The organism is Clostridium lacusfryxellense (genome assembly GCF_018861735.1).
Lineage (GTDB): Bacteria > Bacillota > Clostridia > Clostridiales > Clostridiaceae > Clostridium_AD > Clostridium_AD lacusfryxellense.
Genome location: NZ_JAHLEB010000014.1, coordinates 42,793 through 67,414, shown reverse-complemented (window position 1 = coordinate 67,414; position 24,622 = coordinate 42,793). Strand labels below are relative to the sequence as shown.

General features: G+C 31.9%; 27 protein-coding genes and 1 riboswitch. Of the genes, 13 read left to right on the top strand and 14 right to left on the bottom strand.

Annotated features, from left to right (window positions below; genetic code table 11):
- Positions 1-48: 48 nt before the first annotated feature.
- Together KPL55_RS10270 and KPL55_RS10265 are read right to left on the bottom strand one after the other, a co-directional pair.
- Complete coding sequence (locus tag KPL55_RS10270; protein WP_216306619.1) at positions 49-690, bottom strand: amino acid ABC transporter permease; 642 nt, start codon at positions 688-690, stop codon at positions 49-51.
- A gap of 124 nt (positions 691-814) precedes the next feature.
- Positions 815-1,618 (bottom strand): amino acid ABC transporter substrate-binding protein, encoded by an 804-nt coding sequence (locus tag KPL55_RS10265; RefSeq protein ID WP_216306618.1) that lies wholly within the window; start codon positions 1,616-1,618, stop codon positions 815-817.
- A gap of 175 nt (positions 1,619-1,793) precedes the next feature.
- Positions 1,794-1,907, top strand: a riboswitch (FMN riboswitch).
- Between the two features lie 255 nt (positions 1,908-2,162).
- Here KPL55_RS10265 and ribD point away from each other — a divergent pair.
- The 5 genes from ribD (at position 2,163) to KPL55_RS10240 (ending at position 6,474) form a co-directional block, all read left to right on the top strand.
- Positions 2,163-3,260: a bifunctional diaminohydroxyphosphoribosylaminopyrimidine deaminase/5-amino-6-(5-phosphoribosylamino)uracil reductase RibD gene (gene ribD, locus KPL55_RS10260; protein WP_216306617.1), complete on the top strand. Its 1,098-nt coding sequence runs from the start codon at positions 2,163-2,165 to the stop codon at positions 3,258-3,260.
- 43 nt (positions 3,261-3,303) lie between these two features.
- Complete coding sequence (gene ribE, locus KPL55_RS10255; RefSeq protein ID WP_216306616.1) at positions 3,304-3,951, top strand: riboflavin synthase; 648 nt, start codon at positions 3,304-3,306, stop codon at positions 3,949-3,951.
- A gap of 108 nt (positions 3,952-4,059) precedes the next feature.
- Positions 4,060-5,262, top strand: coding sequence for a bifunctional 3,4-dihydroxy-2-butanone-4-phosphate synthase/GTP cyclohydrolase II (locus KPL55_RS10250; protein WP_216306615.1), 1,203 nt, complete (start codon positions 4,060-4,062; stop codon positions 5,260-5,262).
- A 54-nt stretch (positions 5,263-5,316) separates the two neighbouring features.
- The gene (gene ribH, locus KPL55_RS10245; RefSeq protein WP_216306614.1) at positions 5,317-5,778 is read left to right on the top strand and encodes a 6,7-dimethyl-8-ribityllumazine synthase; all 462 of its coding nucleotides are present in this window, start codon (positions 5,317-5,319) and stop codon (positions 5,776-5,778) included.
- A gap of 390 nt (positions 5,779-6,168) precedes the next feature.
- Entirely contained in the window at positions 6,169-6,474 is a 306-nt protein-coding gene (locus KPL55_RS10240) for a hypothetical protein (protein WP_216306613.1), read from the top strand.
- A gap of 46 nt (positions 6,475-6,520) precedes the next feature.
- Here the strand turns inward: KPL55_RS10240 and KPL55_RS10235 are convergent, their stop codons facing one another.
- The 7 genes from KPL55_RS10235 to KPL55_RS10205 all read right to left on the bottom strand — a co-directional run bounded on the left by KPL55_RS10235 (position 6,521) and on the right by KPL55_RS10205 (position 14,341).
- A complete protein-coding gene (locus KPL55_RS10235) occupies positions 6,521-7,249 on the bottom strand; it encodes an HAD-IB family hydrolase (protein WP_216306612.1) in 729 nt (242 codons plus the stop codon).
- 95 nt (positions 7,250-7,344) lie between these two features.
- Positions 7,345-7,926 (bottom strand): 5-formyltetrahydrofolate cyclo-ligase, encoded by a 582-nt coding sequence (locus KPL55_RS10230; protein WP_216306611.1) that lies wholly within the window; start codon positions 7,924-7,926, stop codon positions 7,345-7,347.
- Positions 7,927-8,131: 205 nt separating this feature from the next.
- Positions 8,132-9,109: an ABC transporter ATP-binding protein gene (locus KPL55_RS10225; protein ID WP_216306610.1), complete on the bottom strand. Its 978-nt coding sequence runs from the start codon at positions 9,107-9,109 to the stop codon at positions 8,132-8,134.
- Position 9,110: 1 nt separating this feature from the next.
- Positions 9,111-10,163 (bottom strand): ABC transporter ATP-binding protein, encoded by a 1,053-nt coding sequence (locus KPL55_RS10220; protein ID WP_216306609.1) that lies wholly within the window; start codon positions 10,161-10,163, stop codon positions 9,111-9,113.
- A 12-nt stretch (positions 10,164-10,175) separates the two neighbouring features.
- On the bottom strand, positions 10,176-11,459 hold the full coding sequence (locus tag KPL55_RS10215; RefSeq protein ID WP_216306608.1) for an ABC transporter permease: 1,284 nt from the start codon (positions 11,457-11,459) through the stop codon (positions 10,176-10,178).
- Between the two features lie 4 nt (positions 11,460-11,463).
- A complete protein-coding gene (locus KPL55_RS10210) occupies positions 11,464-12,393 on the bottom strand; it encodes an ABC transporter permease (RefSeq protein ID WP_216306607.1) in 930 nt (309 codons plus the stop codon).
- Positions 12,394-12,508: 115 nt separating this feature from the next.
- Positions 12,509-14,341, bottom strand: coding sequence for a peptide ABC transporter substrate-binding protein (locus KPL55_RS10205; protein ID WP_216306606.1), 1,833 nt, complete (start codon positions 14,339-14,341; stop codon positions 12,509-12,511).
- 801 nt (positions 14,342-15,142) lie between these two features.
- Here KPL55_RS10205 and KPL55_RS10200 point away from each other — a divergent pair.
- The 8 genes from KPL55_RS10200 (at position 15,143) to KPL55_RS10165 (ending at position 20,882) form a co-directional block, all read left to right on the top strand.
- Positions 15,143-15,349 carry a hypothetical protein gene (locus KPL55_RS10200; protein ID WP_216306605.1) on the top strand — a complete coding sequence of 69 codons (207 nt, stop codon included), beginning with the start codon at positions 15,143-15,145 and terminating at the stop codon, positions 15,347-15,349.
- 259 nt (positions 15,350-15,608) lie between these two features.
- Positions 15,609-17,189, top strand: coding sequence for a sodium:neurotransmitter symporter family protein (locus tag KPL55_RS10195; RefSeq protein WP_216306604.1), 1,581 nt, complete (start codon positions 15,609-15,611; stop codon positions 17,187-17,189).
- 191 nt (positions 17,190-17,380) lie between these two features.
- Entirely contained in the window at positions 17,381-17,794 is a 414-nt protein-coding gene (locus tag KPL55_RS10190; protein WP_216306603.1) for a hypothetical protein, read from the top strand.
- Positions 17,795-17,971: 177 nt separating this feature from the next.
- A complete protein-coding gene (locus KPL55_RS10185; protein ID WP_246599386.1) occupies positions 17,972-18,970 on the top strand; it encodes an FAD:protein FMN transferase in 999 nt (332 codons plus the stop codon).
- Positions 18,954-19,361, top strand: a complete 408-nt coding sequence (locus KPL55_RS10180; RefSeq protein WP_216306602.1) for a NusG domain II-containing protein — start codon at positions 18,954-18,956, stop codon at positions 19,359-19,361. Before KPL55_RS10185 ends, KPL55_RS10180 begins: the two co-directional genes overlap by 17 nt.
- 48 nt (positions 19,362-19,409) lie before the next feature.
- Complete coding sequence (locus KPL55_RS10175) at positions 19,410-19,904, top strand: Gx transporter family protein (protein ID WP_216306601.1); 495 nt, start codon at positions 19,410-19,412, stop codon at positions 19,902-19,904.
- Between the two features lie 279 nt (positions 19,905-20,183).
- Positions 20,184-20,390 (top strand): hypothetical protein, encoded by a 207-nt coding sequence (locus tag KPL55_RS10170; RefSeq protein WP_216306600.1) that lies wholly within the window; start codon positions 20,184-20,186, stop codon positions 20,388-20,390.
- A 141-nt stretch (positions 20,391-20,531) separates the two neighbouring features.
- The gene (locus tag KPL55_RS10165) at positions 20,532-20,882 is read left to right on the top strand and encodes a hypothetical protein (protein WP_216306599.1); all 351 of its coding nucleotides are present in this window, start codon (positions 20,532-20,534) and stop codon (positions 20,880-20,882) included.
- 68 nt (positions 20,883-20,950) lie between these two features.
- On the opposite strand, the gene KPL55_RS10160 is transcribed toward KPL55_RS10165, so the two are convergent.
- The 5 genes from KPL55_RS10160 to KPL55_RS10140 are packed head-to-tail and all read right to left on the bottom strand — an operon-like array spanning position 20,951 to position 24,616.
- Complete coding sequence (locus KPL55_RS10160) at positions 20,951-21,802, bottom strand: RnfABCDGE type electron transport complex subunit B (RefSeq protein WP_216306651.1); 852 nt, start codon at positions 21,800-21,802, stop codon at positions 20,951-20,953.
- Between the two features lie 6 nt (positions 21,803-21,808).
- Positions 21,809-22,396, bottom strand: coding sequence for an electron transport complex protein RnfA (locus KPL55_RS10155; RefSeq protein WP_216306598.1), 588 nt, complete (start codon positions 22,394-22,396; stop codon positions 21,809-21,811).
- Positions 22,397-22,430: 34 nt separating this feature from the next.
- Positions 22,431-23,123: an RnfABCDGE type electron transport complex subunit E gene (locus tag KPL55_RS10150; protein ID WP_216306597.1), complete on the bottom strand. Its 693-nt coding sequence runs from the start codon at positions 23,121-23,123 to the stop codon at positions 22,431-22,433.
- Positions 23,123-23,695 (bottom strand): RnfABCDGE type electron transport complex subunit G, encoded by a 573-nt coding sequence (locus KPL55_RS10145; protein WP_216306596.1) that lies wholly within the window; start codon positions 23,693-23,695, stop codon positions 23,123-23,125. The genes KPL55_RS10150 and KPL55_RS10145 overlap by 1 nt, the downstream gene beginning before the upstream one ends.
- Positions 23,696-24,616 carry an RnfABCDGE type electron transport complex subunit D gene (locus tag KPL55_RS10140; protein ID WP_216306595.1) on the bottom strand — a complete coding sequence of 307 codons (921 nt, stop codon included), beginning with the start codon at positions 24,614-24,616 and terminating at the stop codon, positions 23,696-23,698.
- Positions 24,617-24,622: the final 6 nt, after the last annotated feature.

Below are 24,622 nucleotides of genomic sequence, written 5' to 3'. Positions count from 1 at the left end.
GTTCTTAGTGAAATGAAAGTATTACTAGTAATATATACTTTTTTCTTTTTATTCATAAATTGAATATTTTTTTTCAAGCTTTCTAAAGGCCATTACAATTAGAGATGTAAATAGTAAATATATAATTGCGGCAATAAAAAAAGGAGTTATTGTAAAATCTCTAGTTACAATTTCTCTAGCAGCTCTTAGTAAATCTTGTAACCCAATTGCAGCTACTAAGGCAGTATCTTTAACTAAAGTAATAGCTTCATTGCATGTTGGAGGGATTATTCGTTTAAAGGCTTGTGGAAGGATTATCTTAGTCATAGTTTGTCTATAATTCATTCCTAAAACTTTTGCAGCTTCATATTGACCTTTATCTATAGACTGAATACCAGACCGGAATATTTCTGTAAAATAAGCTCCGTAATTCAGAGAAAAGGTAAGGGCTGCTGCAGTAAAAGGAGAGAATCTAATACCTATAATAGGTAGTCCAAAATACGTGAAAAAAAGTTGAAGAAGCAAAGGAGTTCCACGGAACAACCAGGTATAAAAGTCCACAACTTTGCCAAGTATTTTTAAATTTGAGACTTTAATTAGTGCACCTAGTATTCCAAGAGGTAAACAAAAAACTATTGTTGCTAAATACAATTCAATTGTAAATATGCTCCCCTTTAAAATGTATGTTGTAACGTCTATATAATTAGCCAAATATAACACTCCTTTAGAAAAATTCCATGATTATAATTATTGCACATTCTTTATTAATACTCAAATATTAATACTAAAACATTAATACTCAAACATTACATAAAGGTAATGTTTGAGTATTATATTATTCTTTGAAAGTTATGTCTTTGCCAAACCATTTTTGGGATATAGTATTTGATGTGCCATCTTTTTTCATTTCTTCTAAAAGTTTATCTATTTCAGAAGTAAGGCTTGTATCATTTTTTCTAATACCTACGCCATAATCCTCAACGCCAAGATTATCATCAAGAACTTTATAGTCATTTGGTTTTTTACTAACATAATATCTTCCAACTACCTCATCAACTACTACAGCGTCAATTCGTTTTGCATTTAGATCTAATAGTGCTTCTGTGTTGTTTGAATATTTTTTAACCTCTTTTAATGAATCAGTAAGAGAGGAATCCTTAGCGAGGGCAGTTTCACTACTGCTTCCCAATTGAAGTCCTACTTTTGTATCTTTTAAGTTGGTTTTATTTTTTATAGTTGAATCGCTCCTCACAACAATTATCTGCTTATTTTGAAGGTATACTTTAGAAAAAGCAATTTGCTCTTTTCTCTTATCTGTTATTGTGAGCCCATTCCATATAACGTCGATGTCTTTATTATTTAAACTCAATATAATTCCGTCCCACTCTACAGGCTTAAATGTTACTTTAACTCCGAGTCTCTTACCTACTTCTTTTGCCATATCAATATCGAACCCTACAATTTCACCTTTATCATCTCTAAAACCCATTGGTGGGAAATTATCATCAAGACCAATTATAAGTTCTTTTTTTTCTTTTAAATCAGCTAAAGAATTATCGGTAGTTGGCTTGCTGCTGCAGCCAGCTAAAATAGCAGTTGAAAGTATTGCCACAATTAATAACTTTAATTTAAATTTCATATTAAACACTCCTTCATAAATCCTATTAACCTTATTTTACTTTATCACGTTAACTTTGTAAAGCATAAAATTGAAATAAATATTATACATAATATTCTGATTAATTAATTATAATATAAAATAAATTTACTTGACACAAAAATAACAAAGTGTTACTCTTAAGTTGAAAATTGAATAGATCCTTCAGGGTAGGTGTAATTCCTAACCGGCGGTATAGCCCGCGAGCCGAAAGGTAGATCTGGTATAAATTCCAGAGCCGACAGTAAAGTCTGGATGAGAGAAGGAGAAGAATGATGATAAATATAGCAGATTTTCATTTATTAACAATGAATTATAGTTAATAAATGCTTTTGTATTTTGAGTTCACATGTAGTTAGCAGTACCTAGGTGCTTATAACTAAATGAGTAATTAGCTTATTAAGCCCTGAAAACATTGTTTTCAGGGCTTTTATTGATTTAATGTTTTATTTTATTAAAACAATACATACTAAGAAAAGAGACTAAAGAAGATTAGCACCACAATTTAATAATTAGGGGTGATAAATTGGACAATTATTATATGGCAAGGGCACTTGAATTATCAAAAAAAGGAATGGGACTAGTAAACCCTAATCCAATGGTTGGTGCTGTTATTGTAAAAGATAACAAGATAATAGGTGAAGGATATCATGAATATTTTGGTGGACCTCACGCGGAAGTAAATGCTTTTAAGAATGCCACAGGGGACGTAGAAGGTGCGACAATATATGTAACTTTGGAGCCTTGCGCACATTATGGTAAAACGCCACCTTGCGCTGAAGCTATAGTAAAGAATAAAATATCTAAGGTTGTAGTTGGAATGGTAGATCCTAATCCATTAGTTGCAGGTAGGGGCATAGATATTTTAAAAAATAATGGGATAGAAGTTATTAAAGGCATAATGGAAAAGGAAATAGAAAAGACTAATGAGATATTTATAAAATACATAACTAAGAAAAAGCCGTTTTGTATTATGAAAACTGCTATGACATTAGATGGTAAAATATCCACTTCAACTGAGGATTCAAAGTGGATAAGTAATGAAAAATCTAGAGCATATGTGCATGAGTTAAGGCATATGGTAACTGGGATTATGGTGGGAATTGGAACAGTACTCGCAGATGATCCAGAACTTACGACTAGAAGAGAAGGTAAAATAAGCAAAAACCCTATAAGAATAATTATAGATAGTACAGCCAAGGTGCCGTTAGATTCAAAGGTGCTTATATGTGATGACAAGGTAAAAACAATTATAGTCACAACAAAATTTGCAGATAGTACTAAAATTGAGGCTATTAAGAAAAAAGGGGCACAAGTTATAGTGACTCCAAGTGAAAATAAATGGGTGAATTTAAATTACTTAATGGGATCACTCGGCGATATGGGAATAGACAGTATCCTACTTGAAGGTGGAAGCACATTAAATTATTCAGCACTCAATGAAGGCATTGTTGATAAAGTAATTTCATTTATATCTCCAAAAATATTTGGTGGAACTTCTGGAAAAACTCCAGTGGGCGGCGTAGGAATTAAATATGTCAAAGATTCTATTTTACTTACTGATACGTTGGTATCTAGATTTAACGAAGACATTATGATAGAGGGATACATAAAGAAATCATAATAATTATATTAAAATTAAAGTTAAAGTTAAAGGAGGTGATAACATGTTTACAGGGTTAATTGAGGAAATCGGTGAGATAAAGTCTATTGTAAAAGGTGCTAAGTCTGCAAGAATTACTATAAAAGGTGAAAAAATAATGAGTGGCTTAAAGATTGGTGATAGCATCAGCACCAATGGTGTGTGTCTTACAGTAACGGAGTTCAACAATAATAGCTTTAGTGTAGATGTAATGGCAGAGACTATAAGAAACAGTAATTTAGGGAAATTAAAGTCTGGTTTCTATGTTAATTTGGAAAGAGCATTAATGGCTAGCGATAGGATAGGTGGACATATAGTAAGTGGTCATATTGATGGAATAGGGACTGTTATAGATCTTACCAATGAGGAAAATGCCACTTGGGTGTCTGTAGAAACCTCAAAGGATATATTAAAATATATTGTACAAAGGGGTTCAGTAGCAATTGATGGTATTAGTTTAACTGTAGCATATGTTAATGAAGATATTTTCAAAGTATCAATTATACCTCATACAAAAGGCGAAACTACTTTATTAATAAAGAAGATAGGTGATGTAGTTAACCTTGAATGCGATATGATGGCAAAGTATATTGAAAAGCTGCTTAAATATGGAGATACTCCAAAAGAAAAGAAGTCTATCAATATGAATTTCCTTGAGGAAAATGGATTTTAATAAATATGTATATGTGAGGCAAATAATAGTACAAGATAATAAAGCATTGAAAATGATAAAGCATTGAAAATGATAAAGCATTGAAAATGATAACTAAGGGGTGGCAAAATGTATAAATTTAATACTATAGAAGAAGCTTTGGAAGACATTAAAAACGGTAAAATGGTTGTTGTAGTGGATGACGAAGATAGGGAAAATGAAGGTGATTTAATTATAGCTGCCGAGATGGCGACTCAAGAAAATATAAATTTTATGGCAAAATATGCTCGTGGACTTATATGCATGCCTATAGTTAAGGAAAGATTAGATAAGTTAAATATAAATTCCATGGTTGTAAACAATACAGATGTACATGGAACAGCATTTTCTGTGTCTATTGATGCAGTAGGTACTACTACAGGTATATCTGCCGCAGAAAGAGCAACTACAATATTAAAGGTTTTGGACCCGGAATCTTCAGCAAAGGATTTTAATAGACCAGGGCATGTATTTCCATTAGCTGCAAGAGATGGCGGAGTATTAAATAGAAATGGTCACACAGAAGCAGCTGTAGATTTAGCAAGGATCGCTGGATTATACCCTGCAGGTGTTATTTGTGAAATTATGAATGAAGATGGATCAATGGCTAGGGTACCAGAGCTTATGGATTATGTGGAAAAACACGATTTAAAGATAATCACTATTGTAGATTTAATTGCATATCGAAGAAGAACTGAATGCCTTGTAGAAATGGTTACTCAGGCTAAAATGCCAACTAGATATGGCGAATTTACTATTTATGGATTTGTGAATAAGGTAAATGGAGAACATCATGTAGCACTTGTAAAAGGCGATGTAAGAAAAACTGAATCTGTACTTGTAAGGGTACATTCTGAGTGTCTTACTGGTGATGCACTGGGATCTAGAAGATGCGATTGTGGAGAACAATATGATGCGGCAATGAAAGCTATAGCAAAAGAAGAAAATGGTATTTTGCTTTATATGAGACAAGAAGGCCGTGGAATAGGGCTAATTAATAAGTTAAAAGCATATAGTCTTCAAGATGAGGGAATGGATACTGCAGAAGCGAATTTGGCTTTAGGTTTCCCAGTAGATATGAGGGATTATGGAATTGGAGCTCAAATATTAGAACTCTTAGGTGCTACAAAGGTAAGACTAATGACTAATAATCCTAAAAAAATAACAGGAATTTCAGGTTATGGAATTGAAATAGTTGAAAGAGTAGCTATAGAGATGAATCATAACGAAAAAGACAGATTTTATTTGCAGACTAAAAAGGAAAAAATGGGCCATTTATTAGATTTAAAATAGAAAAAGTACAATTATTTAATATATTATAATAAAAAATTAATAGGAGGATTTAACATGAAAGTATATGAAGGTAAATTAATAGCAGAAGGTTTGAAATTTGGAATTATAGTAGCAAGGTTTAACGAATTTATAGGAGGAAAATTATTATCAGGAGCACTGGACGGATTAAAACGTCATGGTGTTGAAGAAGAAAGTGTTGAAATTGCATGGGTACCTGGTGCTTTTGAGATACCATTAATTGCAAAAAAGATGGCTCAGTCTGGTAAGTATGATGGTGTAATTTGTTTAGGAGCAGTAATAAGGGGCACTACATCTCATTACGAGCTTGTATCTGGTGAAGTTACTAAAGGAATTGCATCTGTATCACTTGAAACAGGAGTTCCTGTTATCTTTGGAGTAATTACTACTGAAAATATTGAGCAGGCGATTGAAAGAGCAGGAACTAAGGCAGGTAATAAAGGATATGATGCTGCAGTATCAGCAATAGAGATGGCAAATTTAATAAAGGGCATGTAATTTCTCCTACGGCCTTGCATACCTAGCTCGAAACTTGAAATTATATTAAGAAATTCTAGTCTTTTGAAAATATAAAATCCCTATCGCTCACACTCGACGTCCTGTCTCGGGTTCGCTAGACTGCCTTCCTGGCAGTCTTACGGGAATTTTATATTTTCAAAAGAAGAATTACTAAATTTAATTTCAATAGTTTTTTCGCTTCGTAATGCAAGTCCTTCGGAGAAATATCACGCTTACTTCTAGCTGATTTTAAGTACAGTTAGAATATTCAAGCTAGGGAGCATAACAATTAATAATTGTTATGTTCCCTAGATTTTTTTGTCTTCAGGTATATTTATGATATACTTACCTCAATGTAGTGAATTTAAGAATTAGAAGGGGAGGGTTCGTATGGGACTGGGTGATGGTGTGTTTACTATTATGTTTATTATGATGGGTGCTGCGGCTGTTGTTTCTGGGCTTAATTTTGAGAAGAAGCAGGGTAAGAATTATAAGGGTGATCATTATGATGAATATATAAAACTAAATAAGCTTGTTTTAATTTCTATGGGAGGAATAATCTTAATTGGTACTTTTCTTGAACAGGGGATACCATCTTCACAAGGTATTATAACTAATGTAACTATTGGGTGTTTGCTTATAATATGGATTGTTTATTCAGTAATATCAAAAAAAATATTCAAAGCGAAAAAATAAAGGTTATAGTAGTTAATAAACTTCTATAACCTTTATTTTTCAATAATTATATTTTAATATCTTCTGGACGTAAACTATAAACTACGTCTTTTCTTTCAAGCATTATACTTATTTTTTCTTTTAATTCAGGATCATCTAGGATTTTTAGTAAGAGTTCTTTAGTGGGATTTACAGCTGTTGGGTTACTAATTAATTTTAGCATATTAAAATCACCTGAAGTATCTCCATATGCATAACTTTGATCTAAATCAATATTATATTTTTCTACGAAATATGCTATAGCAGTTTGCTTGCTTATACTATCCCACATAGGGATAATATCGCCAGTATAAATATTATGTTCATTGAGTGTATATTTAGTTCCTACATAATCATCAAAACCGTATTTTATAGACATCTCACGTACAAGTTCTATAGGACTACCGGATATTGTAATTATTATATGTCCTTGGCTTTTATGCCATTTAATTATATCGCGGGTAAAGGTATATACTCTATCTCCCTTTTGCTTTACAATTTGCTTAGCAATAAATTCAATTTGAGACCTATGAAGTCCGATTATAGCTTCAGAATAAATATCAGCCATTTTAAGTAGGTAATTATCATAGTTTCCAATTCTTTTATCCCATTTCACGAAAAAAGGTTTTACATCTTTGTACCATCTATCATTTTCTATTAGTTCGCTTTTTATCAGTTTTTTAAAGACTTCTGTAATTAAAGCTTCTCTATAAAGAGTACCATCAATATCAAAGAAAGCAGCTATTCGTTTTTCCAAAGGTACACCTCCAATATAAGTATAATTAAGTATTCTAACATATTATAATCTGTTTTATTATAATATGTTTTATTATAATGAATGTTGATAGTTAGTTATTTAGGATATATTATTCTATTTTCAGTGATAACGCAATTAAGTGGTACATCATAAACATCTGTGGGAATTTCATCAATTATTTGATAGTCGTAGGCTATACCAATAGTTAAAGCGTTTTTCGATTTTCGAGGTAAAAATCTATCATAATAACCAGCACCAAAACCTATCCTATTGCAATTATTATCGAAAACTACGCCAGGAACTATTATTAAATCAATATCATTTATATTTGATTCCTCCAATAAATCGTGTTTTGGCTCCATGATGCCAAAAGTTGATTTATTAAGATCTGTTGTAAGGTTATTTATTTTAAAAGGCATTATCTTTTTCTCTTGCTGCACGCAATATGGTACAATTACTGTTTTACCATTATTCAAACACCAAGTAACAAGAGGGGTTGTATCAACTTCATTATTAAAGCTAAGATATAACATGATATTCTTGCAACTTATGAATTCTGGTAATCCCATTATCGTATTTATAATTTTATTACTAAAAGTACTTACATCATTAACTTTCATGATTTTTCTTTTATTCAACATATTTTTTCTTAAAGTATCTTTAGTATCATTTTTCATAAGTACCTCCTAGAAATTAGTATAATTATTTAGTTTGTTTTATTAAATAGAATTTTCATACCATTAAAGTAATTATATATCACAAATCATATTAAGACTAGTAAAGTAGGATAAAAGATCATATGTTAAGAGATGAAGATAAGACTAAGTAGTTAACAGACAAAAAAACTGATGAAATCTAATTCCATCAGTTTTTTTGTCCTTACTATTTTTTATCATATAAATGGCATGCAACAAAATGTTCTGGTTCTATCTCTACCATCTGAGGCCTATTCTCACGACATATGTCCATAGCCTTATTACACCTATCAACAAATTTACATCCATTAGGAGGGTTTATTGGGCTAGGAACATCACCTTCAAGCATTATTCTTTGTCTTGTTTTTTCAATCAATGGATCTGGTCTTGGGATTGAAGACAGTAGAGCTTGAGTATAAGGATGAAGTGGTTTATTATATAATGTATCACTTTTAGCAAGCTCTGCAAGTGACCCAAGATACATTACACATACTCTATCTGATATATACCTAACCATTGATAAATCATGTGCAATAAACAAGAATGTCAAACCATATGTTGTTTGTAGCTCCTGAAGTAAATTTACTACCTGAGCTTGAACAGAAACATCTAATGCTGAAATAGGTTCATCACATACAATGAAAGACGGATCTACTGCAAGAGCACGAGCTATGCCTATTCTCTGTCTTTGTCCACCACTAAATTCGTGTGGAAATCTGTTTGCATGTTCTTTATTAAGGCCAACTAATTCCAAAAGCTCGTCAATTCTTTTTTTTCTCTCTTTTCCATAACTTAGTTTATGAATATCAATGCCTTCTGCAACAATATCTGAAACTAGCATCCTAGGATTTAAAGAAGCATAAGGATCTTGGAAAATCATTTGTGCTTTTTTATTATAATCCTTTAGATCTTTTCCTTTTAGGGTATGTACTGATTTACCTTCAAACTCAACTGTACCTTCTGTAGCATTGTAAATCCTTAAAATAGTTCGTCCACAAGTTGATTTTCCGCAACCTGATTCGCCTACAAGTCCTAGTGTTTCACCTTTATAAATATCGAAACTTACATCATCAACAGCTTTTAAATATTGATCTTTCCCAACATAAAAATATTTTTTTAGGTTTTTAACACTAAGAAGTATTTCTTTTTTATCTAAATCAGCCATTTTAATTTTCACCTCTATTTTCAGTAGATTGGTTTGATCCTATAAAGAGACTTGGTGAGGCTACATTTGGAGCATCAGGATGACTTAACCAACAAGCTGACCCATGTCCTTCACTAATAATGAAATCTGGAGGCATCTTATCCCTGCAAATTTTCATTGAATATTCACATCTATCTGCAAATGGACATCCAGTAGGAGGCGCGAATAAATCAGGTGGTGTACCTTCTATTGATGATAATTTATTTCCTGTCTTAACAATATCTACTCTTGGTACTGAACTTAAAAGTCCCCAAGTGTAAGGATGTTTTGGATTATAATATAATTCATTTGTATCGGCATATTCTACAATCTTTCCACCATACATAACTACTACTCTTTGAGATATATTAGCAACAACTCCCAAATCGTGAGTAATCATTATAATAGAAGTATTTATTGTTTTTTGTAAATCTTTCATAAGCTCTAGTATTTGAGCTTGAATTGTTACATCTAAAGCAGTTGTGGGTTCGTCAGCAATAAGTAGCTGAGGATTACATACTAGTGCAATAGCAATCATAGCACGCTGGCGCATTCCACCAGAGAACTGATGAGGATATTCGTTTATTCGTTCTTCAGCATTTGGTATTTGAACAAGTTTTAACATATCAATAGCTACCTTATGTGCTTCTTCCTTTGTAACATCACTTTTATGTCCACGAAGGCCCTCTAATATTTGTTTTCCAATTGTCATGGTAGGATTAAGAGAAGTCATTGGATCCTGAAAAATCATTCCAATTTTTTTACCGCGAACCTCTCTCATTTCCTTTTCAGACTTTGTAATTATATCTTCACCATCAAAAATAATTTTACCGCCTTTGAAACGTGCAGGAGGTTCAGGGTTAAGTCTCATTATAGATTTTGCAGTTACAGATTTTCCACATCCTGATTCCCCAACAATAGCTAAAGTCTCTCCTTCGAATACCTGGAATGAAATGCCACGTACCGCTTGAATCTCACCTGCATACGTATCGAAAGAAACTTGTAAATTTTCCACTTCTAATATCTTTTTTTTCAAGTAATCCACCTCCTATTTCCTAAGTTTAGGGTCAAGAGAATCTCTTAGGCCATCACCAAGTATATTGAATGCAAGCATAATTAAACATAATACGGCTGATGGTATTATAAGTAAATGAGGGTATAGATAAAAAATCTTTGCTCCATCATTTACGAGAACCCCGAGAGATGCATATGGTGCCGGTACGCCAAGTCCTATGAAGCTTAAAAATGCTTCAGCAAAAATCATTTTGGGAATCATCATAGTCATATTAACTATTATAGGACCCATACAATTTGGAATCAAATGCTTAAATATAACTCTTTTTGCATCTGCGCCTAGTGTTTGTGAGGCAAGCACATATTCACTGTGTTTTAATCTTAAAACCTCTCCACGAACTAGGATTGCAGTTCCCATCCACCCTGTAAATGCCAGGACAAGGGTAATGGTAACAATCCCTCTTGGCATTACTATAGTTAATAACATAATATATAGCATATCTGGAATAACCATAAGAATTTCAATAATTCTCATCATTATATTATCTGAATTTCCACCAATGTAACCAGATATTCCTCCATAAACAACACCAAATAATCCTGTAAAGAGAACTGATACTATTGCAATAATGAATGAAACTCTTGAGCCCTCCCATAATCTAGTCCATAAATCACGACCAAGGTCATCAGTTCCAAGCCAATATCTATTGTTGAATTTTTTTTCGCCTTTTGTTTCTATAACTAAACTGCTTCCACTTTTTTTGAAAGTGACCCCTCTAAAAGCAGTGTCTTCTTTTAAAAGCGCTTCGGCTTCAACATTTAATTTGCTTATAATTGAATCCCAAGTATCAGAGGAAGTTGTTTTTATCTGTAATTTATATTCCTTTTGGTCTCCTTGGTAGGATTCCTCAGATTTATCACCAATTATAAAACCTAACTTTCCAGATTGACCTTTTAGCTCAACTTTTTTAAATTGTAATTCTGTTTTTCTAAGATTAGGCTTGTATTTTTCATAAGAAAACACAGAATTAGATGATAATTTTAAACTTCTTTGATTTGAAAGAATAAAAGTTTGATCTTGTAGCTTTAAATTTTGGGTTCTGTAAGTATGACCATAAAGTCCTTTCGAAATCATTGGGCCAACGATTGCCATAACAATTAATAGAACTAATATCCAAAAAGAAATTATGGATGGTTTATTCTTTTTTAATCTTCTAAATGCATCTTCTAAATATGACATACTTGGACGTTTTATATTTTGTGCAGCTTCGAGATTTTTACCAACAAGTTCGAATTGCTCTTTTTCTATTTTATCCATTTAGCTATTCGCCCCCTTTATTTGATACTTTAAGTCGTGGATCAATTAAGCCATATGCTATATCAACCAAAAGAAGGGATAATATTATTAGTATTGCATAAAACAGTGTTATTCCCATAGTCATAGAATAATCCTGGTCACTAATTGTGTTTACAAAATATCCTCCAAGCCCAGCAACAGCAAAAACATTTTCTATTACAATAGATCCTGTTATAATAGCCGCAAAGGATGGCCCCAGTATAGAAATAACTGGCATTATAGCATTACGAATTACGTGACTCCGTATAATTTTAGAAGTAGAAAGTCCTTTAGATTTTGCAGTTTGTATATAATCTTGTCCTAGTACTTCAAGTGTAGTTGAACGCATTAATCTAGCAACAAAAGCTAAAGTACCTAGTCCTAAAGTAAAGGAAGGTAAAATCATAGAAAGTTGACTATCAGTTACAGTTACAGGAAACCATCCTAAATTAACGCCAAAGTAGTAGGCAAGTAGTGGGCCCATAACAATACTGGGAACGGATACCCCTACAATAGAAATAAAAATTATAATATAATCTGGAGCTTTCTGATGTTTTAAGGCAGCTATAACTCCGAAAAGTATTCCGAAAATAGAGGAGTATGCCATAGCTCTCCAACCCAAAGCAAATGATTTAGGAAAACTATCTTTTATTACCTGTGAAACAGGACGATTAACATATTTATATGAAAGCCCAAGATCTCCATGAGCTAAATTGCTCATATATTTAAAATATTGCTGTGGAACAGGTAGATCTAATCCATATTTTTGTAATAAGGCTTGTCTTAGTTCTGGCTTCATCTTTGGATTATGAAATGGGTCTCCAGGTAGTGCTTTCATCAATGCAAAAGTTATAGTTGCTATGCATATCATTGTAATTATCGCAAAGAATATTCTCTTTAAAATATATTTAACCATTTTTAACCTCCTATGTATAAAAATTCACTACTTATCCCATTAATAGAAGAAAAGGCATACGTTAAAACAACATATACCCTATCCTCTCATTAATAACTTAATAACTTAAATTAATTTATTTAGCTTTATCAGCATTTTTTGCCTTCATATCTATACTAGCCCAATAGAAATCTGTAACAGGGCCTGCGCCTCTATTAACAACTCCTGTTAAGTAATTTTTAAATGTCCAATGAGAAATTCTAAAGTATTTAGGTGCAACAACAGAATCAGCCATTAATAATTTTTCAGCATCGTATAAATAAGCCATTCTCTTTGTAGCATCTTTTTCATTTTTAGCATCACCAATTAATTTATCATAAACAGGATTATTGTATCTACCATAATTGTTTCCATTTTTTGATTGGAATAAATCAAGGAAGGTCATAGGATCCATATAATCAGGTCCCCAACCACTAGCACAAATACCAAAATTCCCGTTTTTAAGTCTAGTTAATTTATCTCCCCATGCAACTGGTACAAGGTTAATATCAATCCCAACAAGTTTCAAATCAGCTTGCATTTTTTCACCTTGTTTTTGACTAATATCTTTTTGGTCAATTAAAACATCTTGTTTTGGTAATTTAGTAAGACCTAATTCTTTAAGACCAGCAGCTAAAGCTTCTTTAGCTTTTGCCTGTTGATTATCTTCTATTAAAGCAGCACCATTTTCCTCACGGAAAGATTTGCTAAGCCCAGGAAATTCATCTGGAATTAGTGAAAGTGCAGCCATATCACCTTGTGTAACATTTTCAACTAAACCCTTACGGTCCATAGCTAAAGATATAGCTTTTCTAATGTTTTTATTAGAAGTTATTTTATTACTAAATTGGTTGAATTCAAGATAGAATACAGTGTAATCTGGCATATCAATTAAATCCTGAAGTTTGTATTGATCAAGTACTGCTTTATCTTGGAATGTTTTCAAATCATTAGCTTGAATTGCGGAACCATCTAAAGCGCCAGTCTTTAAAAGATTTGTTCTTGTAGCAACATCAAGTACAACTTTTAAATTTAATGTATCTATTTTTATATTATCTTTATTCCAATAGTTAGGATTCTTTTCTAAAGTAAATGTATCGTTATGTTTCCATGTTTTAACTACCCACGGACCATTACTATTTAATCCTGCGGCTTCTAGAGTATAATCTTTTGGATGAGCTTTATAAAAAGTTTCATTTACTGGATGATATACAGAGTTTGCAGTTAATCCAATAAAATAAGGTACTGATTTTGAAAGCTTAATTTCAATGTTTCCGTTAACTTCTTTAATTCCTACCTTAGACCATAAATCTGTTTTCTTAGCATCAAATGCTGTTTTATCAGCTGCTGGCATTGCACTTAATGCAGCAGAAATCTTAGAAGCTATTGTTTTTAGTTTAGCTTCATCTGTTTCAGCATCACGGCTATCTAGTAATGCTTTAAAAGTAGCATTCTTTGCTGCATAAAAAGATTCGCTAGTGTAATCAGCATAATCTTGCGCTCCAACGATGTAATCAGTAAGCATAAATCCATATGCACTTTGTCCATCAAGTGCAAGTTTCCATCCAAAGAAGAAATCTTTAGCAGTAACTGCTGTTCCATCAGCCCATTTAGCATTTTTATTTAATTCAAAAGTATAAGTATTTGTTGGTTCATCTAAACTCCATTTTGTTGCAACTCCTGGATCGTATTTACCTTCGTCTTTACTATAACGAACTAAACCTTCCATAAACATGTTTTCAATTTGAAAATCAGGTGCACCGGTCATCTGTTGTGCATCCAATGTTTCTGGTTCAGTAGAAGTATAATAATTTACAACTTGTGGTACTTTTTCCTCTACGACCGCAGCTTTTTTTGCGCATCCAGCAAGTACACTTGTGGATACAAACATAGCTACTATTAATGAAGCAACTAACTTTTTCCTTTTCATTACAAAATCCCCCTTATTAACTAAATTGGAAACTTTCGTCTCCTTAAAATATATAAATTCCAGTGAAGAATTGTTGACTTATCATCTGAAAATTTAAACAATGCTGCATAGTACCTAAAATATATTCTTCTTATTCCTATAGAACTAATTTTCTAAATAGTAATTGTTAACTCTTATTTACAATTACTATTCGATAATCAAATCAATTTGAATTTTGTATAACTTTATCACTAAAATGAATGACTGTCAATCATTGAAGCAACATTTTTTTAATAAAAAAATATATCAGAATATACTGTTATTTGACTGTTTGAATGAAGAAGTTAATATTTTATTCATATAAGTTTACCGCCATTAGTAAAGAAGTGTTAAAAGATTAGCTAATAGATATGAACAATATAGATGTTTCGCAATACTTACTTATTACATCTATTTATGCAACAAAGGATTCATAAATATTAACTGTTGTATAATTATTCATCATTTTTTTATATTAAAGTAACTTTTTACTATAAATACGATAAAAATTTTTATTTTTTTAAATTAATATATTTAGTTTATATTAATATTTATGCCACTAATACAAATAATAATACTTTAAATAGTTCATTTTTTAGATTAGTTGTTTTAATGTAATATTCACCATATATAGAAAGGTGTATTTTTATTTTTATTATTTTGAATAAAGATCATATTAGTACATTAAAAATTCAAAATGGGAAAGTCTAATAATATAATGATTATTATTCTATAGTATTACTAGTTACTTAGTGTCTAATAGATATATAAGGAGGAATATTCATGGATTACTCGAAAATAAAAGAGGTTAATGGAATAAATAATGTCGGTGATGTACCAAGTGCTAAAAAGGGTATTGTAGATTTCCTTTCTGGCGAAGACACATATAAAGATTCAGTGCCACAGGATAGGCTTAATTCCTATAAAAAAGGTCGCGAAATAGGGGTTGAAATTGAAAATATTTTAAATGGAGATCAAAGAGCTTATTAGAATTAGATAAAATAAATTTACTGAAAGTTGGGCACGGAAGTTTAATTCTGTGCTTTTACTATTTTATTATAAACCGATAGGGAACAAAGCTAAACATTATATTTAATAAATCTTATATTTAAATGTATGTATTATATAATTCTATTCGACAATGCTTGCGGTTATCCTTCAAATTTGCTAAAATATTAATTGTTAAATTAATTAGATTGATATCGATTTTATTAATATATTTCAATAGGAGAACAAAGGAGGGATAACAATGGAAGAACAAAGAGAAAATTGGGGGTCCAAAATTGGATTTATTCTAGCTATGGCAGGCAATTCAGTTGGACTTGGAAATTTCTGGAGGTTTCCATATCAAGCTGCAAAATACGGTGGCGGAGCGTTTATGATTCCTTATGTAATGGCACTTATTTTAATAGGCATTCCATTAATGCTAGTAGAATGGATGATGGGAAGAGTTGGTGGGAGATATGGACACGGTACAGTAGGTTTCATGATATATATTCAATCAAGGGACAAACTTAAACCACGAAAAGCGATTATCCTAGGATCCATATGTGGAATGATAGTTATTGGGGTCACATTACTAGTAAATTCGTATTATAATCATTTAATAGGATGGACTTTGGGGTATGCATTCTTATCTGCTACTGGTGGATATTCGGATATGACTGTAACCACAGCACAGTTTTTTGCAAATTATGTACAAAATCCAGTGTATGTATTCACTTTCTGGATAATTACCGTAACAATTTTAGGTTTAGCAGTTACTAGAGGTATTGAAAAGGGTATAGAGTCTTGGGCGAAAATAATGATGCCTGTTCTATATATATTTGGATTTGTATTAATCTATAAAACTTTAACTATAGGAGCACCAATTAAACCAGATTGGTCTGCTATAAAAGGGTTAGATTATCTTTGGACACCAAGGTGGGGTGACTTAAGTTTTAAAGGAACTCTTGCAGCAGCAGGTCAGATTTTCTTTACACTATCATTAGGGATGGGAATAATTCAAAATTATGCTTCTTATTTAAAGCAAGATGATGATATTGTAACATCTGCAATGACTACAATAGGTTTAAATGAATTTGCAGAGGTAATCCTTGGAGGAAGTATCGCAATTCCAATTACATATGCATTTATGGGTGTAAAAGGTCTAAGTTCTGGAGTTGGGTTATCTTTTATATCATTACCTAATATTTTTAGAATTATGGATGGTGGAAGGGCACTTGGTACTTTATGGTTTATGATATTATTCTTTGCTGGATTCACCTCAGCTATTGCAATGTATAATTATTTAGTAACAATTTTAGAAGAAGGTATGGGTATGGCAAAGAAGAAAGCATCTTTTTTCGTTTTCATAGGATATATAGTAGTTGGTTTACCAGTTGCACTAGAGCCAATTATTACGAAAACTGCAGAACTTGCCTATTTTACAGAACTTGACAATTGGGTTGGCACATATTTACTAGTTGTAATGGGTCTTATTGAAATAATTGTAGCTGGTTGGTTCATGATTGATAATCCACTAATAGATATAAATCATGGTTCATTCTGGAAAGCACCAAAATGGATGTATACTGTAATGATTAAATTTGTAACTCCTGCAGTAATAATAGTTATTTTAACTGGATCAACAATCTCATATATTAATGAGGGATATTTTAAAGCTATACCAGATTTTATAGCAAAAACACCTGTATTAATTCCATGGGTAAATGCTGCAAGAGTAGTTATATTGGCAGTATTTATTATTGGATTTATTGGAACATATAGGAGTTTGAAGGCTGTTTATGGTGAAGAGATTGTAAAAAATAAGGTTATTATAAGAAAATAAAATTTAAATGGGTATACATAACAATTAATAGTTGTTGTGTATACCACTAAATATTGATAGGAGGTTGTAATATGAGTGGTCAAGCGTTGTTTTTTATGCTTACAATGTGGGGTTCAATTTTAGCTTTATCAATTACTAGTTTATCAACTGTATTAAAGAATAGTAAATAATTAAGAAAAGAGTGAAGATGTATGGATAATTACAAATCTTTAGCGATAAGAAAAATTACATTTTACTTTACAATTTTGTGTGCATTATTTTTAATGTTATCTTCACAATTTACTGGAGCTATTTTGCCTTTATTGTTTATTCTACCAATAATTATGGGATCCATTGGAATCAAGAGAAGTAGGAAGAGTGGATATTTAATAGCAACGGCAATAGTCCCACTATCATTTGCTATATCAGTGTTATGGATAAGATATTCTATAAGTGTTTTTAGTGATTTTTCTAATCAAATCTCTATGATAGGGATAGATTATAATATATCAGTCAAAGTAGCTGGAATAATGACTATTTGCTTTTTCGTATTAAGTATTATAATGATAATTATATCAATAATATTATTTGTACAATTACGTAAAAATAAAAAACTATTTACTTAATATAAAAAATGCTGAGATATTGTTTCAGCGTTTTTTTATATTATGTACAATTTGTATGATGCATATAATAGGACAGGATTTACAAGAATTATATATGGTATAATGGATTTAATAAGAAATTAAAGGTGGTGAGGTACCATAAAAAGATTATATAAAAAATGGTATATACTCGCAATATTGTCCGTTTCAATATTTTTAGTATCTTGCAAAGATAATACTAAACCTGTTGAAAAAGATACATATTTGATGGGTACAATTATTCAGTTAAAAGTCTATGGTAAAAATGCGGAAAAAGCAGCAAATGAGTCCATAAAAAGGATAAACAATATAGAAAGTAAAATGTCTGTTAATATAGGAACTTCTGAAATTAGTAAATTGAATGCGAAGGCTGGAGTTTCAGGAGAAAAACTTAGCTCGGATACATATGGGGTAATAGAAGAATCTGTTAAATACAGTAAATTGACTGGAGGTGCCCTTGACGCATCAATAGAGCCTATTGTGAAATTATGGGGTATTGGTACAGAAAAGGAAAGATTACCATCTAAAACGGAAATTAATGAAAAATTAAAACTAGTAGATTATAGAGATATTATTTTTGATAAAAAGAATTCTAATGTAAAGATTAGACGAGCTAATCAAGCTATTGATTTAGGCGCAATTGCAAAAGGTTATACAGCTGATGAGATAAAAAAAGTGTTGATAGATAATAAAATAAGTAGTGCACTTATAAATTTGGGCGGAAATGTTTTTGCGCTTGGAAATAAACCGGATGGAACTAGCTGGAATATAGGCATACAGAACCCGTTAAGCTCGCGAGGAGAGTACTTAGGGACAATTAAAGTTACTAATAAATCAGTTGTAACATCAGGTAACTATGAAAGGTTTTTTATAAAGGATGGTGTACGTTACCATCACATATTCAATCCCAAAACTGGATATCCTGCTGAGCAAGGACTTATAAGTACAACCATAATATCAGATAAATCAATTGATGGAGATGCACTATCTACAAGTACTTATATCTTGGGGCTTGATAAAGGGCTTAAATTGGTAGAGTCTATTAAGGGTGTAGAAGCTATATTTATAACAAAAGATAAAAAAATATATACTACACCAGGACTAAATGATACTTTTGATTTAACAAACAAGGAGTTCACTTATGAAAAAGGGAGATAAAATAGTTGGAATAGTTCTTTTAATTCTTGTCTTATTAACCTTAAGTGCAACTTTAGTGTACAAAAAAATAAATAAAGGGACCGAGCATATTGCGGTTATAAAGAGCGATGGAAAGGTCATTAAGACTATTGACTTAAATAAAGTAGTAGGGCAACAGAAATTTACTGTGAAGACTGCGAGTGGCCATTTTAATACTATTATAGCTACTAAGGATAGTATTAAAGTGAAAGATGCAGATTGCTTACATAAAGAGTGTGTTAAAAGTGGAAGTATAGAAGAACCTGGTGGAATAATAGTTTGTTTACCTAATAAACTTATGATTAGTATAGATGGAGAGAAAATTAGCACTAAGGAAGAAGAAAATAAGGTTATAGATGGTGGAACATTCTAAAAGATATGATATGTAATAGAGTTTAAAATTAAAAGTGTAGGTGGAAATATGAAAAGGACTAAAAAAATGGTTTTGCTTAGTATGTTGGTAGCAATGGCTTTAGTTATTTATCTAATAGAGGCTCAAATTCCGGTGTTATTCCCAGGAATAAAGTTAGGTCTTGCTAATTCTATATCCCTAGTTGCATTAATATTACTTGGGTGGAAAGAAGCGTTTTTAATAATGATTTTAAGAACCATTTTAGGTTCTATTTTTGGAGGAAGTATGTCAGCTTTTATGTATAGTATTGCTGGTGGGTTATTAAGTAATGTTGTAATGATATTGCTATACAAGTATTTTAAAAAATCATTAAGTATACCAACCATTAGTGTGTGTGGGTCAGTTTTTCATAATATAGGTCAGTTACTAGTGGCTGCCTTCATAATTAATGATTTAAGAATATATGTTTACTTACCACTATTATTAATATCAGCAATTGTTACTGGATATTTTATTGGTATTTTAGCTAGTATGTTAAAAAGTAGATTACAAAAAATATTGTAAAAGAGGATAGAAAAATTCTCCTGGTGCCTGCAAATGAACTCGAAACAAGAAATTGGATTAAGAAATTCTAATCTTTTGCTCATATAAAATTATCTGGCGCTCACATTCGGCGTCCTGCCTCAGGTTCGCTGGCTTGCACTTCCTGTGCAAGCCTACGAGAATTTTACATTCGCAAAACAAGAATTTTAAATACAATTTATATGGTTTCTTCGCTTCATATTGCATTCACTTCAGAGAAATTTCCTATCCTACTAGTTATTCTTTATGGAGGTGAATTTGATGATGGATGATAAATCTGCTAAATATGTTAAGACTAATAAGATTAATTTTGTTACATGTATTATTCTTACTGTTTTTATGATGATACTTTTAATTGTTTCAATATTTAAAGGGGAAATGGCTGAAGCGGTAGGTTGTTTGGGAGGTCTGGCTGTTAGTGTTTTCGGAATACGTCAATCATATAATATAGTTAAAATCAAAAGGTAACATATAGTTCGATTACTTTAAGTAGGTTTATAATTTTTGTTTTATTGTTAGGTATCTTTAAAAATGTTGTTGAAATTTTAGAATATATCACGTATACCATCCATATATATTTAATATTGCTTTAGGATGGAGATGTTATTTATGAAATTCAAATCAATAACGATGACACTAGAAATACTTTTATTTGTTCTTGGTGTGGCTGGATGTATAATGATGGTTATGCAAATGAAATTACCAATAGCCATGTTAACAATAATTACAATGCTTTTAATTATTTGTAGCACCTTCGATTTTATAAAAACTCAAAAACTGCGAAAATTAGTATACCCTATAATTACAACTTATTTTTTATTAATAATGCCTATTATAGAAAAGTGTACAAATAATGAAGTTTTCTTTGTGGGCTTTGCTGTATTAGGGTGTGTTATTACTGTTATATTTGTTTATAAGGACTTAACAATAAGTAACAAAGAAATAGAATTACCACATTAAAAAAAGTGGCTTGTCTTAAAAATAGACAAGTCACTTTTTTATGTTTTAATGAAAACTAATTTTGTTGATTATTTAGCTTCAACAGTTTTAGCAGCTTCAACAGTCTCACTCATGTTTACACGATCTTTCAAAGGTTTTGAAATAACCTTTGTAGGACATTTAGCGGCACATTTACCACAGTGTATACATTTTTCAAAGTCTATTGTAGCTAAGTTATTAACCATAGTAATTGCCTCAGTTGGGCAAGCTTTCACGCACATTTGGCATGCTATACATCCAACAGAACAATTATCTTTTACTGATTTACCTTTTGATTTTGAGTTACATTCTATAAGCACTTCTTGACTCGCTGGGACAAACTCTATTAAGTCCTTAGGACATACTTTAATACAGGCGCCACAAGCTACGCAATTATCATTATATACTACAGCTACACCATCTATTATATGAAGGGCGTTGAACTCACAGGCTCTTACACAACTTGCAAAACCTAGACAACCGTCTACGCAAGCCTTAGGACCACCACCAGGAGCAATAACTGCTTGACGACAATCTTGAATGCCATCATACACATATTTTTCTTTAGAAACACTGCAGGTTCCTTTGCATTTAACAAAAGCAACTTGTGGATTTTCAGTCTCAACTGAAACTCCCATTATGTCTCCAATTTTTTCAGCAACAGAAGCTCCACCAACGCTACATAGATTTAGTGTAGCACCGCCTTCAACTACAGCTGCTGCGTAAGCATCACAACCGGCAAAGCCGCATGCACCGCAATTGGCGCTAGGTAATGCTTCTCTAACTAATGGTATTTTAGGATCAACTGCTACATGAAATTTTTTGTTAGCATATCCCAGTACTACTCCAAACACAAGTCCCAAACCACCTATGCTTAGTACAGGGTAAACTAAATTATTTATATCCATTTAAATACCTCCCAATTTTAAACCGCTAAAGCCTAAAAATGCGATAGACATGAGTCCAGCTGTAATTAGTGAAATAGGTAGTCCTTTAAAAGCTAAAGGCATGTTATCATTGGCTTCCATTCTTTCTCTTAAGCCTGAAAGGAGTACAATTGCAAGCATATAACCAAAAGACGCTCCAAGTGAATTAACAAGAGATTCTATTAATGTATATTTTTCTTGTTGGTTTATAAGTGCCATACCAAGAACAGCACAATTAGTTGATATTAATGGAAGAAATATTCCAAGTGCTTTGTAGAGACTTGGTTGTGTCTTCTTAATAACCATTTCAACAAATTGAACTAACGCAGCAATTACTAGTACAAAAGCAAGTGTTGATAAAAAGGTTACATGTAATGGAACTAAAATTAAGTTATAAACCACAAAAGTCATGAATGATGCTAGGAACATAACAAACACTACTGCTAGTCCCATACCTTTTGCAGTTTCAGTTTTTTTAGAAACACCTAGGAAAGAACATATCCCTAGGAATCTGGATAATACGAAATTATTTACTAGAAATGCACTTATGAAAATTGAAAAAAGTCTCATTTAAATCCACCTTTCTTAATAAAGTTAAATAAAATTATCGCTTGCAACTATGAGCACAAGATCCACAACCAGTACATTCACCAGTAACGGGGTCAATTTCATGAAAATGCGCAATTTTATAATTAACTTTATTTGTTTTATTGATTGATCTCTGATTTAGTAAAGCCATTAAAATTCCAAGAGTAATAAAAGCTCCAGGAGCTAAAACCATCATTATAGCAGGTTCAAAAGAGTTTCCAAATACTTTAAAACCAAGAATTGAACCAGCTCCTAGCAATTCTCTTATTGAACCTAGAATTACTAATGCTATGGTAAATCCAAGTCCCATTCCAATAGCATCAAAAAGTGAAGGGAATACTTTGTTTTTACCTGCAAAGGATTCAGCTCTTCCTAGAATTACACAGTTAACAACTATAAGGGGTATAAAAATTCCTAAGGATTTATATAAAGATGGAACAAAACCTGCTAACAAAAATTGTATCAATGTAACAAATGTAGCGATTACAGTAATATAAGCTGGTATACGAATCTTATCTGGAACCAATTTTCTTATCAATGATATGATAACATTCGAACCTATTAATACTACAGTAGATGCCATGCCCATACCGGCAGCATCAACAACACTACTGGTAACAGCTAAAGTTGGACACATAGCCAGAACTTGTACAAATATTGGATTTTCGGTTATTACACCGTTTCTTATTCTTTCAGAAAATGTGCTCATTATTTTTTATCTCCTTTCAATGAAGAGTTATAAAAATCAATAGCATCGTTAACTCCAAGTGTAACAGCCTTCGATGTAATAGTTGCACCCGTAATAGCTTCTATTTGAGTGTCCTTTGTAGGAGCTATTTTTACAACTTCTAATTTCTCTTTTATTGGTTTGTTTTTAAATTGACCTGAAAATTCTGGTTTTGGAGCATTGGCACCAAGACCTGGTGTTTCAGCAAGTGATAAAATTTTCATACCAGTGACTTTTCCATCAGATGATATTCCAACCATTAGTTCTATTGGGCCAGCATACCCTTTTGGGGCAACATTTATAGTGTATCCGATTATATCAGTACCCGCTAGGGCAGAATTAACTTCTGATATTTTTCCTTTATCTTTTGCATTAACATCTACTGTGTTAAACTTATCAGCTTTTGGTAGTAATTCTTTCATAGCCGTTTGCTTATCGGCTGCAACTTTTTCAGCTATAGGTGCTTTTGTTATTTCATAGGCACCTCCGAGTAAAAATCCTGCAATTCCTGTAATTAAAAGCAATATTAATCCTAATTTTATATTCTCTTTCAATTATTTCACCTCCCCAAAAATTCGTGGAGCTGTAAACTTATCTATAAATGGTACAAATAAGCTCATTATCAATATAGCGTAGGACACTCCTTCAGGATATCCACCATATAAACGTATTACTGTGGTTAATACTCCACATCCGATTCCAAATATAACTTGTCCTTTTTTTGTCATTGGAGAAGTTGAATAATCCGTAGCCATAAAGAAAGCACCCAGAACTAATCCTCCAGTACAAATTTCATATAATGCATTGCCAGTCATAAGACCGTCTCTACCTAATATTAAAGTTAAAATAAATACACTGCCGATAAATGCTACTGGAGTATGGAGGCTTATTATTTTTCTATATAATAGATAAGCTCCTCCAATAAGTAATGCAAGTACGGATGTATCACCAATACAACCACCAATATTACCAACAAAAACGTTCATTAGACTAGGCAATGCATCACTTCCACTTTTAAGTAGAGCAAGTGGAGTAGCGGATGCAACACCATCAACAGTCCAATTAGTCATATGAACTGGCCAAGAAGCAAGTAAAAATGCTCTAGCAGCTAATGCTGGATTCATTATGTTTTGGCCTATTCCACCAAAAAATTGTTTTACAATTATTATAGCGAAAAATCCTCCAATTGCAGGAAGCCAAAGTGGAACAGCAGCTGGCAAATTAAAAGCAAGTAATAAACCAGTTACAACAGCGCTTAGATCTCCTATTGTAATTTTTCTATGTGTAAAATTTTGCCATAAAGCCTCTGCTACAATACATGATAGTACGGATACCAATGTAACTAAAAATGCTTGCATTCCGAAAAAATATATTCCAGCGAAGGTAGCAGGTATTAATGCTATTATTACGTCTCTCATTATACCCTGCACAGAATCATTTGATTTTATGTGTGGGGATGAAGATACTGTATACATATAATT

Coding starts and splice junctions, on each gene's coding strand:
- KPL55_RS10265 (WP_216306618.1), bottom strand. CDS start 1,618: ATGAAATTTAAATTAAAGTTATTAATTGTGGCAATACTTTCAACTGCT.
- ribE (WP_216306616.1), top strand. CDS start 3,304: ATGTTTACAGGGTTAATTGAGGAAATCGGTGAGATAAAGTCTATTGTA.
- KPL55_RS10250 (WP_216306615.1), top strand. CDS start 4,060: ATGTATAAATTTAATACTATAGAAGAAGCTTTGGAAGACATTAAAAAC.
- ribH (WP_216306614.1), top strand. CDS start 5,317: ATGAAAGTATATGAAGGTAAATTAATAGCAGAAGGTTTGAAATTTGGA.
- KPL55_RS10240 (WP_216306613.1), top strand. CDS start 6,169: ATGGGACTGGGTGATGGTGTGTTTACTATTATGTTTATTATGATGGGT.
- KPL55_RS10230 (WP_216306611.1), bottom strand. CDS start 7,926: ATGAAAAATGATACTAAAGATACTTTAAGAAAAAATATGTTGAATAAA.
- KPL55_RS10225 (WP_216306610.1), bottom strand. CDS start 9,109: ATGGCTGATTTAGATAAAAAAGAAATACTTCTTAGTGTTAAAAACCTA.
- KPL55_RS10215 (WP_216306608.1), bottom strand. CDS start 11,459: ATGGATAAAATAGAAAAAGAGCAATTCGAACTTGTTGGTAAAAATCTC.
- KPL55_RS10210 (WP_216306607.1), bottom strand. CDS start 12,393: ATGGTTAAATATATTTTAAAGAGAATATTCTTTGCGATAATTACAATG.
- KPL55_RS10205 (WP_216306606.1), bottom strand. CDS start 14,341: ATGAAAAGGAAAAAGTTAGTTGCTTCATTAATAGTAGCTATGTTTGTA.
- KPL55_RS10200 (WP_216306605.1), top strand. CDS start 15,143: ATGGATTACTCGAAAATAAAAGAGGTTAATGGAATAAATAATGTCGGT.
- KPL55_RS10195 (WP_216306604.1), top strand. CDS start 15,609: ATGGAAGAACAAAGAGAAAATTGGGGGTCCAAAATTGGATTTATTCTA.
- KPL55_RS10190 (WP_216306603.1), top strand. CDS start 17,381: ATGGATAATTACAAATCTTTAGCGATAAGAAAAATTACATTTTACTTT.
- KPL55_RS10180 (WP_216306602.1), top strand. CDS start 18,954: ATGAAAAAGGGAGATAAAATAGTTGGAATAGTTCTTTTAATTCTTGTC.
- KPL55_RS10175 (WP_216306601.1), top strand. CDS start 19,410: ATGAAAAGGACTAAAAAAATGGTTTTGCTTAGTATGTTGGTAGCAATG.
- KPL55_RS10170 (WP_216306600.1), top strand. CDS start 20,184: ATGATGGATGATAAATCTGCTAAATATGTTAAGACTAATAAGATTAAT.
- KPL55_RS10165 (WP_216306599.1), top strand. CDS start 20,532: ATGAAATTCAAATCAATAACGATGACACTAGAAATACTTTTATTTGTT.
- KPL55_RS10155 (WP_216306598.1), bottom strand. CDS start 22,396: ATGAGACTTTTTTCAATTTTCATAAGTGCATTTCTAGTAAATAATTTC.
- KPL55_RS10150 (WP_216306597.1), bottom strand. CDS start 23,123: ATGAGCACATTTTCTGAAAGAATAAGAAACGGTGTAATAACCGAAAAT.
- KPL55_RS10140 (WP_216306595.1), bottom strand. CDS start 24,616: ATGTATACAGTATCTTCATCCCCACACATAAAATCAAATGATTCTGTG.